Genomic DNA, 12,158 nt, shown 5'->3' with positions numbered 1-12,158 from the left:
TCCATGAGCTCGTGGAGCACTCCGACTTGATCCGTAGCGTGGGCCGGGTCGTCGATGCGTCTCATCAATCGGAGTGAATGGCACATGGCCGATCGGAATGGACTCCAATTGCCACTGACGGCCGCTCAGTACGGAATGTGGCTGGCCCAGCAGGTGAACCCGGAAAACCCGATGTACTCCATCGCCGAATGCGTGGAGATCACGGGTGAGGTCGATGCGGCCGCCTTCGGCGCCGCCCTGCGCCGGACGGTCGACGAGACCGACGCGCTGCGCGTGCGCTTCCACGACGGTCCCGACGGACCGGTGCAGACCGTACTGCCCGACCTGGACTGGCAGTTGCACAGCCTGGACGTCAGCGACCGCCCCGACCCCGCGGCCGCGGCGGAGGAGTGGATGCTGCAGCGGGTGGCGGCGCCGGTCGACCTGAAGGCCGGGCCGCTGTTCACCTTCGCGCTGATCAAGCTCGCCCGCGACCGCTGGACCTGGTTCAGCAAGGTGCACCACGCCCTCGTCGACGGCTACAGCTGGTCGCTGATCGCCGGCCGGGTCGCCGCCCTGTACACCGCCCTGGCCACCGGGCGCACCGCCCTGCCCGGCACCTTCGGCACCCTGCGCGAGCTCGTCGAGCAGGACGCCGCCTACCGCGCCGGCGAACAGTTCGCCCTCGACGGGCAGTTCTGGACCGGGCGCCTGGCCGGTGCCGGCGAGCCGGTGAGCCTGGCCCCGCGCCCCGAGCGCGTGCCCACCGACCACGTGCGGCAGGCCGGCGAGGTCGACGGCGCCGTCGCCGAGGCCCTGCGCGACCTCGCCCGCGAGGTGCGCGTCAGCTGGCCGGCCGTCGTCGTCGCCGGCATCGCCGGCTACCTGCACCGCCTCACCGGCGCCGACGACATCGTCCTGGGCCTGGCGGCCGCCGCCCGCAGCGGCGAGGCGGCCCGGCGCACCCCCGGCATGGTCTCCAACGCCCTGCCCGTGCGCGTGCGCCCGCGTCCGCAGGAGACCGTCGCGGACTTCCTGCGCGCGGTCAGCGACGAGCTGCACGGCGCCCTGCGCCACCAGCGCTACCGCTACGAGGACATCCACCGCGACCTCGGCCTGGTCGGCGACCGCAAGCGGCTGTGGGGCCCCGAGGTCAACCTCATCATGTACGGCGAGCCGCTGGACTTCGCCGGCCACCCGGCCACCGTGCGCGGCTTCTCGGTCGGCCCGGAGGAGGACCTCTCCCTCATCGTCGACAACCGCGCCCCCGGCGACGGCTTCCTGATCGACTTCCACGCCAACGCCGACCTCTACACCCCCGAGGCGGTCGCCGCCCACGGCGAGGCGCTCACCGGCTTCCTCGCCGCCCTCGCGGCCACCGAGCCGGGCGCCGCACTGGAGAGCGTCCCGCTGGCCGTACCGGCCCAGTGGACGCCGCCGGCCGCACAGCCCGCGCAGCAGAACACCGGCACGGGCCCGCGCGCCGCCTACCGCGCCCCCGGCACCCCGCGCGAGGAGGCCCTGTGCGCCCTGCTGGCCGAGGTGCTCAAGGCCGACCGGGTCGGCATGGACGACAACTTCTTCGAGCTGGGCGGACACTCCCTGACCGCCATCCGCCTGCTCGGCCGCATCCGCGAGGAGTTCGGCAGCGAGCTGTCCATCCGCACCGTCTTCGAGTCGCCCACCCCCGCGGGCCTGCTCGCCCTCCTGGACGGCTCCGGCACCCGGCGGCTGCCGCTCGCGCCGCTGGCCCGCCCGGACGCCCTGCCGCTCTCCCTCACCCAGCAGCGGCTGTGGCTGGTCAACCGCCTCCAGGGCCCCTCCGGCGCCTACAACATGGGCCTGGCCCTGCGCCTGACGGGCCGCCTGGACCGCGCCGCGCTCGCCCGCGCCGTCGAGGACGTCCTCACCCGCCACGAGTCGCTGCGCACCTACTTCCCCGAGACCGACGGCCGGCCCCGGCAGGAGATCCTCTCCCCGCAGGACGCCGCCCGCCGGGTCGCGCTGCAGGAGCAGGCCACCGACCCCGCCGACCTCGACGCCACCGTCGCCGCGGTCGTCGCCGAGGGCTTCGACCTCACCGCCGGCCTCGCCGTACGCCCCCGGCTGCTGGTCCTCGGCCCCGAGGACCACGTCCTGCTCGTCGTGCTGCACCACATCGTCGCCGACGGGCTGTCGCTGGCCCCCCTCGCCCGCGACCTGGGCCGCGCCTACACCGCCCGTACGGCCGGCGAGGCCCCGCAGTTCGCGCCGCTGCCCGTGCAGTACGCCGACTACACGCTGTGGCAGCACGAGGTCCTCGGCGACGACGGCGACCCCGACAGCCCCCTGGGCCGGCAGCTCGCGCACTGGACGCGCACCCTCGCCGGCCTGCCCGAGGAGCTCGACCTGCCGCTGGACCGGCCCCGGCCGAGCGTGCCGAGCCAGCGCGGCGACATCGTCCGCTTCGAGATCCCCCCGGCCCTGCACGGCCGCCTCGCCGACCTCGCCCGCGCCCGCGGCGCGAGCCTGTTCATGGTGCTGCAGAGCGCGGTGGCCGTCCTGCTGAGCAAGCTCGGCGCCGGCACCGACATCCCGCTGGGCAGCGCGGTGGCCGGCCGCGGCGACACCCGCCTGGACGACCTCGTCGGCTGCTTCGTCAACACCGTCGTCTACCGCAACGACGTCTCCGGCAACCCCACCGTCGCCGAACTGATCGACCGCGCCCGCGAGATGGCGCTGGCCGCGCACGCCCACCAGGACGTGCCCTTCGAGCGGCTCGTCGAGGCGCTCAACCCCGAGCGCTCCCTGGCCCGCAACCCGCTGTTCCAGGTCATGATGGACGTCCAGACCCCGGCCGAGTCCACGCTGGAGCTGCCGGGCCTGGTCGCGACCCCCCAGCAGGTCGACCCCGGCGTCACCAAGATCGACCTGCTGTTCGGCCTCGACGAGCGGTCCGCCGGCCACGAGGCCCCGGCCGGCATCGGCGGGCGCCTGGAGTACAGCACCGACCTGTTCGACCGGGCCACCATCGAGGCGATGAGCGGCCGCCTGGTGCGGGTGCTGGAGGCCTTCACCGCCGACAGCGGCACCCGCCTCGCCGACATCGACGTGCTGACCGCCGGCGAACGCCACCAGGTCACCCGCGCGTTCAACCGGGCCCCCGTGGTGGAGCCCGAGGCGCCGCTGCCCGCCCTCTTCGAGGCGCAGGCCGCCCGCACCCCCGGCGCCGTCGCCCTCGCCGAGGGCGCGCAGAGCTGGACGTACGCCGAGCTCAACGCCCGCGCCAACCGGCTCGCGCACGCGCTGATCGCCGCCGGCGCCGGCCCCGAGGAGCGCGTCGCGGTGCTGCTGCCCCGCTCGGCCGACCTGGTCGTCGCGCTGCTGGCGGTGCTGAAGTCCGGTGCCGCCTACGTCCCGGTCGACCCCGACTACCCGGCCGAGCGCGTCGCCTACATGCTCACCGACTCCGCCCCCGCCCTCGTCGTGGCCGCCCCCGCCACCCGCGACGCCGTCCCCGCCGGCCTGCCCGTCCTCGACGTGACCGCCGAGCACGCCGCACCCGGTCACGACGTGCGCGACGACGACCGCACCCGCCCGCTCGACCTCGACCACCCGGCGTACGTCATCTACACCTCCGGCTCCACCGGCCGCCCCAAGGGCGTCGTGGTGACCCACCGGTCGGTGGCCGTCTACCTGAGTTACGCCCGCGAGCGCTACCCGTCGGTGGCCGGCGGCGCCCTGCTGCACTCGCCGGTCTCCTTCGACCTGACCGTCACCGCCCTGTACGCCCCGCTGATCACCGGCGGCGCGGTACGCGTCACCGCCCTGGAGGGCCCCGGCACCGGCGCACCGCGCCCGGCCTTCCTCAAGGCCACCCCCTCCCACCTGGCCCTGCTGGGCGTGCTGCCCGAGGAGTTCGCCCCCACCGGCGAACTGGTCGTCGGCGGCGAGATGCTGCTGGGCGAGGTCGTGGACGAGCTGCGCCGGGTGCGGCCCGGGATCACGGTCGTCAACGAGTACGGCCCGACCGAGGCCACCGTCGGCTGCGTGGAGTACCGCATCGGCCCGGACGAGGACGTCCCCGGCGGCCCGGTGCCCATCGGCCGGCCCATGTGGAACTCCACCATCCATGTCCTGGACGCGGCCCTGACGCCGCTGCCGCCGGGCGTGGCGGGCGAGATCTACATCGGCGGCGGCCAGCTGGCCCGCGGCTACCTGGGCCGGCCCGCGCTGACCGCCGAGCGGTTCGTCGCCGACCCCTACGGCCCGCCCGGCGCCCGCATGTACCGCACCGGCGACGTGGGACGCTGGCGCGCCGACGGCGAGCTGGAGTACCTCGGCCGCACCGACGACCAGATCAAGCTGCACGGCTTCCGCATCGAACTCGGCGAGGTCGAGGCCGTCCTCGCCCGCCACCCCGGCGTCTCGCGCGCCGCCGCCACCGTGCGCGAGGACACCCCCGGCCACAAGCAGCTCGTCGGCTACGTCGTGCCCGCCGACGGCACCACCCTCGACGAGGCCGGCGTCCTCGCCCACGCCGCGGGCCCGCTGCCCGCCCACATGGTGCCGGCCGCCGTCGTCGTCCTGGACGACCTGCCGCTGACCCCCAACGGCAAGCTGGACCGGGGGGCCCTGCCCGCCCCGCAGTTCGAGGGCGCGGCCGGGCAGGACGCGGCGCCGCGCACCCCGCTGGAGGAGACCCTGGCCGGCCTGTTCGCCGACGTCCTCGGCCGCGAGGAGATCGGCGTCGACGACAGCTTCTTCGAACTGGGCGGCGACAGCATCGTCTCCATCCAGCTCGTCGCCCGCGCCCGCCGGCTGGGCCTGCAGCTGACCCCGAAGGAGGTCTTCGAGCTCAAGACGGTCGCGGCCCTGGCCGCGGCGGTCGCCGCGGCGACGCCGGCGGCCGAGGCCGCACAGCAGGCCGGCACCGGCCCGCTGCCCGCCACGCCCGTCATGCGCTGGCTGGAGGAGCGCGGCGGCGACGCCGACGCCTTCCACCAGTCGGCCCTGCTCCGGGTGCCTCCCGCCCTGGGCGAGCAGCACCTGGCCACCGCCCTGCAGGCCCTGCTCGACACCCACGACGCCCTGCGCACCCGCCGCGACCGCGGCGGCGAGCGCTGGACGTACGAGATCACCGCCCCCGGCAGCGTGGCCGCCGCCGGACTCGTGCGCCGCGTGGACGCCGCCGGCCTGGACGCCGCCGCCCTGCGCGCACTGATCGCCCACGAGGCCCGCGCCGCCTGGGGCCGACTCGCCCCGGACGCCGGGGTGATGGCCCAACTCGTCTGGTTCGACGCCGGAGCCGCCCCCGGGCGCCTGCTGCTGGCCGTCCACCACCTGGTCGTCGACGGCGTCTCCTGGACCGTCCTGCTGCCCGACCTGCGGGCCGCATGGGAGGCGGCGGCCGAGGGCAAGACACCGCAGCTCGCCCCCGTCGGCACCCCGCTGCGCCACTGGGCGCAGCTGCTCACCGAGCAGGCCGCCGAGCGCGCGGGCGAGGCGGAGCTGTGGGCCGACGTCCTGCGCCTGCCCGCCCCGCGGCTGACCGACCGCACGCTGGACGCGGAGCTCGACACCGCCTTCGCCGCCCGGCACCTGACCCACACCCTGCCGCCCGAGGTCACCGGACCCCTGCTGCACACCGCCCCCGGCGCCCTGAACGCCGGCGTCCACGAAGTGCTGCTGACCGCCCTGACCCTGGCCGTCGAGCACTGGCGCGAGCGCCGCGGCCAAGGCGGCGCCGACGGCCTCCTGGTCGACGTCGAGGGCCACGGCCGGCAGGACATCGCCGACGGCCTCGACCTCAGCCGGACCGTCGGCTGGTTCACCACCATCCACCCCGCACGCCTGGCCACCGGCGTCACCGACCGGGCCGACGTCTGGGCCGCCGGCCCCGAGGCCGGCCGGGCCCTGCGCGCCGTGAAGGAACAGCTGCGCGCCGCGCCCGACGCCGGCCTCGGCCACGGGCTGCTGCGCCACCTCGACCCGCACACCGCACCGCGCCTGGCCGCCCTGGCCAGCGCCGACGTGCTCTTCAACTACCTGGGCCGCAGCCCGGCCCCCGGCGGCGACTGGAGCCCGGCCCCCGAGACCGACGAGGTCCTCGCCGAGGGCGCCGACCTGCCCCTGTCCCACCTGCTGGAGATCAACGCGGTCGTCCACGACCACCCCGACGGACCGCGCCTGGTGGCCACCTGGACCTGGCCCGGCCGGCTGCTGCCCGAACCCGCCGTCCGCGAACTGGCGGACACCTTCTTCCGCGCCCTGCGCGCCCTGACCGACCACGCCGACCGGCCCGACGCCGGCGGCTGGAGTCCGTCGGACCTGGCGCTGGTGGAGCTTTCCCAAGACGAGATCGACGGCCTCGAAGCCGAGTGGAGGACGCTGTAATGACGAAGCCGGGTCCCGAGGACATCCTTCCGCTGTCCCCGCTCCAGGAGGGGCTGCTCTTCCACGCGCTGTACGACGAGACCGGCGACGACGTCTACACCGTGCAGGTCGTGCTCGACCTCGGCGGTGGCCTCGACGCACCGACGCTGCGCACCACCGCCCAGGCGCTGCTGGACCGCCACGCCAACCTGCGGGTGGGCTTCCTGCACCCCAAGCAGAGCCGGCCCGTGCAGGTCGTCGCCCGGCAGGCCGACCTGCCCTGGCAGGAGGACGACCTGCGCGCCCTCGACGCCACCGGGCGCGAGGCCGAGGCGGCCCGCATCCAGGCCGAGGAGAAGGCCCACCCCTTCGACCTCGCCCGCCCGCCGCTGATGCGCTACCGGCTGCTGCGGCTCGCCGACGACTCCTGGCGCCTGCTGTGCACCTTCCACCACATCCTGCTCGACGGCTGGTCCACCTCCGTCCTGCTCGGCGAGCTCTTCGAGACCTACGCGGCCGGCGGCGACGCCTCCGTCCTGCCGCCGGTCACCCCCTTCCGCCAGCACCTGGCCCACCTCGCCCGGCAGGACCACAAGGCCGCCGAGAACGCCTGGCGCGAGGCCCTCGCCGGCATCGACGCACCCACCCGGCTGGTGCCCTCCGACCCCGGCCGCGCCGTGGTCCACCCCCGGCAGCTCGCCGTGGAGCTGTCGGTGCAGGAGACCGAGGCGCTCTCGGCCCGGCTGCGCTCCAGCGACCTGACCTTCTCCAGCGCCGTGCACGGCTCCTGGGCGCTGCTGCTGTCGGTCCTCACCGGCCGCGACGACGTCGTCTTCGGCACCGTCGTCTCCGGCCGGCCGCCGGAGGCCCCCGGCGTCGAGCGCATGGTCGGCATGCTCATCAACACCCTCCCGGTGCGGGTGCGCCTGCACAACGGCGACTCGCTGCGCGACGTCCTGGCCCGGCTGCAGGCCGAGCACCTGGAGATGTCCGCCCACCAGTTCACGGGCATGCGCGACATCCACCGGCTCTCCGGCCACCCCGAACTCTTCGACACCTACGTGGCGTTCGAGAACTTCCCCTTCGACCTGCAGGACCTGCGCGACCTCGCCGGCGGGCTGACCATCGACGGCTTCGACGTCCTGGACGCCAACCACTACCCGCTGTGCCTGGTCTCCCACGTCCACGAGGGACGGCTGCGGCTGCTGCTGAACTACCGCCCCGACCTCTTCGACCGTGAGCAGGTGGAGGTCGTCGGCGACCGCCTGGTGCGGCTGCTGCACACCCTCACCGAGGATCCCGCGCGCACGGTGGCCGGCCTGAACCTGCTCACCGACGGCGAGCGCGAGCGCCTTCTCGCCGCCCGCGACGCAGGCCCGGCCGTCACCCCCGCCACCTTCCCCCAGCTGTTCGCCGCCCAGGTCGCCCGTACCCCGGACGCCATCGCCGTCGAGGCCGCCGGCACCTCGCTGACCTACGCCGAACTGGCCGAGCGCACCGACGAGCTGGCCGCCCGCCTGGCCGCCCTGGGCGTGGGCCCCGAGCAGACGGTGGCCCTGGTGCTCGGCCGCTCGGTCGAGTCGGTCGTCGCCTCCCTGGCCGTGATGAAGGCCGGCGCCGCCTACCTGCCCGTCGACCCCGACTACCCGGCCGAGCGCATCGCGTTCATGTTCGGCGACGCCCGTCCGGCCGTGGCCCTGACCACCTCCGCGTACGCCGGTGCGGTGCCCGACGGCACCCGGGCGATCCGGCTCGACGAGCCGGCCGCCGCAGCCGACCTGCCGGTCCCCGCCGGGCCGCTCACCCTCGCCTCGCCCGCGTACGTCATCTACACCTCCGGCTCCACCGGTGTGCCCAAGGGCGTCGTCGTCACCCACGCCGGCCTCGCCGCGTTCGCCGCCACCGAGCGCGAGCGCTTCGCCGCGGACGAACACAGCCGCGTCCTGCAGTTCTCCTCGCCCAGCTTCGACGCCTCCGTCCTGGAGCTGTGCCTGGCGCTGACCAGCGGCGCCACCCTCGTCGTCCCGGAGCCCGGGCCGCTGGCCGGCGAGCCGCTCGCCGACGTCCTCGCCACCCGCGCCGTCACCCACGCCCTCATCCCGCCGGCCGCACTCGCCAGCGTGCCCGCCGCCGAACTGCCCGCCTTCGCCTGCCTGATCGTCGGCGGCGACGCCACCTCGCCGGAGCTCGTGGCCCGCTGGGCCCCCGGCCGCCGCATGGTCAACGCCTACGGACCCACCGAGTCGACCGTCGCCGTCTCCATCAGCACACCGCTGGAGGCCACCGGCCAGACCCCGCCGATCGGCGCCCCCGTGCACGACACGCGCGCCTACGTCCTCGACGGCGCCCTGCGCCTGGTGCCGCAGGGCACCGCCGGCGAGCTGTACGTCGCCGGGGCCGGCCTGGCCCGCGGCTACCTCGGCCGGCCCGCCCTGACCTCCGAGCGCTTCGTCGCCGACCCGTTCGGCGCGCCGGGGGAGCGGATGTACCGCACCGGCGACCTGGTGCGGCTGCGCGCGGACGGCCAGCTGGAGTTCGTCGGCCGCGCCGACGACCAGGTCAAGATCCGCGGCTTCCGCATCGAGCTCGGCGAGATCGAGAACGTCCTCGCCCGGCACGAGGCCGTCGCCGCGGCCGCCGTCGTCGCCCACGAGGCCCAGCCGGGCGTCAAGCAGCTCGTCGCCTACGCCGTGCCCGCCGCGGGCCCCCTGGACACCGACGCCCTGCGCGAGCACGTCGCCGCCGTCCTGCCCGAGTACATGGTCCCCGCCCTCGTCGTCCCCCTCGACGCGCTGCCGCTGACCGTCAACGGCAAGCTGGACCGCAAGGCCCTGCCCGCCCCGCAGTTCGCCGCAGCCGCCGGCCGCGCCCCCGAGGGCGCGCGCGAGGAGCTGCTCGCCACCCTCTTCGCCGAGGTCCTGGGCCTGGAGAAGGTCGCCGTCGACCAGAGCTTCTTCGAGCTCGGCGGCGACAGCATCGGCTCCATCCAGCTCATCAGCCGCGCCCGCAAGGCGGGCCTGCGCTTCACGCCCCGCGACGTGTTCACCCACAAGACCGTCGAGGCGCTCGCCGCCGTCGCCACCGAGGCCACCGCCCCGGCGCGCCGCCGCGCCCCCTCCGACGGCGTCGGCGCGGTGCCCCTGACCCCGATCGTCCACTGGTTCAGCGAACACAGCGGCCCCGACCCCCGCTTCAGCCAGGCCATGTCGCTGCCGGTGCCCGCGGGCCTGGACACCGAGCGCGTCACCGCCGTCCTGCAGACCTTCCTCGACCACCACGACGCGCTGCGGATCAAGCTCACCCGCATCGAGGACATCGGCGAGTGGACGCTGGAGATCACCGCACCCGGCACCGTCCCCGCCGCCGCGTGCCTGCACCGCGCCGACGTCGCCGGCCTGGACGAGGACGCCCTGCGCGCGGCCGCCGAGCGGGAGTTCGCCGCCGCCCAGCAGCGCCTCGACGCCGAGGCCGGCCGCATGGTCCAGGCCGTCTGGCTGGACGCCGGGGCGTCCGCCCCCGGCCGGCTGCTGCTGGTCGTCCACCACCTGTCCGTCGACGGCGTCTCCTGGCGCATCCTGCTGCCCGAGGTCTCCGCCGCCCTGGAGGCCGCCGCCCGGGGCACCTCCTTCACCCCCGAGCCCGTCGGCACCTCCTTCCGCCGCTGGGCCCAGCACCTGACCGCGGCCGCCGGCGAGAGCGCCCGCCTGCGCGAACTGCCCCTGTGGCGCGAGATCCTCGCCACTGACGACCCGCTGCTGACCGACCGCCCGCTCGACCCGCAGCGCGACACCCTCGCCGGCGCGGCCCACCTCACCGTGCACCTGCCCGCCGAGATCACCGAGCCGCTGCTGGGCCGCGTCCCGGCCGCGTTCACCGCGCAGATCAACGACGTGCTGCTCACCGCGCTCGCCGTCGCCGTCGCCGGCTGGCGCCGCGACCGCGGCGTGGGCGAGGACTCCGCCGTGCTCGTCGGCCTGGAGGGCCACGGCCGCGAGGACATCCTCGACGGCGCCGACCTCTCGCGCACCGTCGGCTGGTTCACCAGCCTCTACCCCGTGCGCCTCGACCCGGGCGCGGCCGCCGCGGCCGGCACCCCCGAGGCCCTCGTCGGCGCCCTGAAGGCCGTCAAGGAACAGCTGCGGGCCATCCCCGACAACGGCATCGGCTTCGGCCTGCTGCGCTACCTCAACCCGCGCACCGCCGTGCAGCTCGCCAAGTACCCCGAGCCGCAGATCGGCTTCAACTACCTCGGCCGCATCGGCGGCGACGGCGAGGCGGGGGAGAGCGGCCTGGGCGGCGGCGCCGATGCGGCCACCCCGCTGCCGTACGCCCTGACCGCCAACGCCGTCACCGAGACCCACGCCGACGGCCCGCGCCTGGCCGCCACCTGGACCTGGCCCGGCGAGCTGCTCACCGAGCACGACGTGCGGCAGCTGGCCGAGGCGTGGTTCACGGGCTTGCGCGCCCTCGTCGAGGCCGCCGCCGAGCCCACCGCCGGCGGCCTGGTCCCCTCCGACCTGCCGCTGGTCGACCTCACCCAGGAGGAGATCGGCCGCCTGGAGAAGGCCCGGCCGCAGCTGAGCGACATCTGGCCGCTCTCCCCGCTGCAGGAGGGCCTGCTCTTCCACACCGAGTACGACCAGCAGGCCGAGGACGTCTACATCACCCGCCTCGCCCTGGACGTGCGCGGCGAGCTGGACACCGAGGCGCTGCGCGCCGCCGTCGCCGCCCTGCTGGAGCGGCACGCCAGCCTGCGCGCCTGCTTCCACCGCACCGCCGACGGCACGCCCGTCCAGCTGGTGCCGGCCGCGGTCGAACTGCCCTGGGCCGAGCAGGACCTGTCCCACCTCGGCGAGGAGGAGCAGCGCGCCGAACTCGACCGGCTGCTGACCGCCGAGCGCGCCCACCGCTTCGACCCCGAGCACCCGCCCCTGCTGCGCTTCACCCTCATCAAGCTCGGCCCCGACACCCACCGGCTGCTGTTCGCCGCCCACCACCTGCTGCTCGACGGCTGGTCGGCGCCGGTCCTCGCCGGTGAGCTCTTCGAGCTGTACGGGCGGCGCGGCGACGCCTCCGCGCTGCCGCCGGTCGCCCCGTACAAGGACTACCTCGCCTGGCTCGCCGCCCAGGACCGCACCGCCGCCGAGGAGGCGTGGCGCACCGCCCTGGCCGGCGTCGAGGAGCCCACCCTCGTCGCCCCCGGCGCCGCCGCCCACCCCGCGGCGCTGCCCGGGCGCATCGCCGACGAGCTGCCCGAGGAGCTGCACACCGCCCTGACCGCGGCCGCCCGCAGCCACGGACTGACCGTCAACGCCGTCGTCCAGGGCGCCTGGGGCATCGTGCTGGCCGGTCTGACCGGCCGCGACGACGTGCTCTTCGGCGAGACCGTCTCCGGCCGGCCGGCCGAGCTGCCCGGCGTGGAGTCGATGGTCGGCCTGTTCAGCAACACCGTCCCCGTGCGGGTGCAGGTCGACCCCGCCGCCTCCCTGCTGGGCACGCTCTCCCGCGTCCAGGAACGGCGTGTGGACCTGCTCGCCCACCACTACCTGGGTCTGGCCGACATCCAGCGTACCGCGGGCCTGCCCACCCTCTTCGACACCGCCGTCGTCTTCGAGAACTTCCCCACCGACGACCGGCAGGAGGCCCACGGCCTGGCCCTGTCCGAGGTCGACACCAAGGGCGACAACCACTACCCGCTGGGCATGGTGGTGATGCAGGACGAGCAGCACACCGTCCTCAACTGGTACTACCGCGCCGACCTGCTGGACGAGGGCCTCGTCGGCTCCCTGACCCGGCAGCTGCGCAGCGTGCTGCAGACGTTCGTC

The 12,158-nt window shown here is 75.5% G+C and carries 2 protein-coding genes (1 of these 2 running past the window's edge); both read left to right on the top strand.

What is annotated here, in order from left to right; all coding sequences use genetic code 11:
* Positions 1-84 precede the first annotated feature (84 nt).
* Positions 85-6,354: an amino acid adenylation domain-containing protein gene (locus AC27L3_RS17555; RefSeq protein ID WP_487234959.1), complete on the top strand. Its 6,270-nt coding sequence runs from the start codon at positions 85-87 to the stop codon at positions 6,352-6,354.
* On the top strand, positions 6,354-12,158 hold the 5' end (the start) of the coding sequence (locus AC27L3_RS17550; RefSeq protein ID WP_487234958.1) for an amino acid adenylation domain-containing protein. The gene runs 9,681 nt beyond the window's last position; the window shows 5,805 of its 15,486 coding nt (coding positions 1-5,805); the start codon lies at positions 6,354-6,356; the stop codon falls past the right edge of the window. The genes AC27L3_RS17555 and AC27L3_RS17550 overlap by 1 nt, the downstream gene beginning before the upstream one ends.

The organism is Streptomyces sp. PKA51 (genome assembly GCF_057552455.1).
This window is presented reverse-complemented; position numbering and strand designations above follow the sequence as displayed.

Coding starts and splice junctions, on each gene's coding strand:
- AC27L3_RS17555 (WP_487234959.1), top strand. CDS start 85: ATGGCCGATCGGAATGGACTCCAATTGCCACTGACGGCCGCTCAGTAC.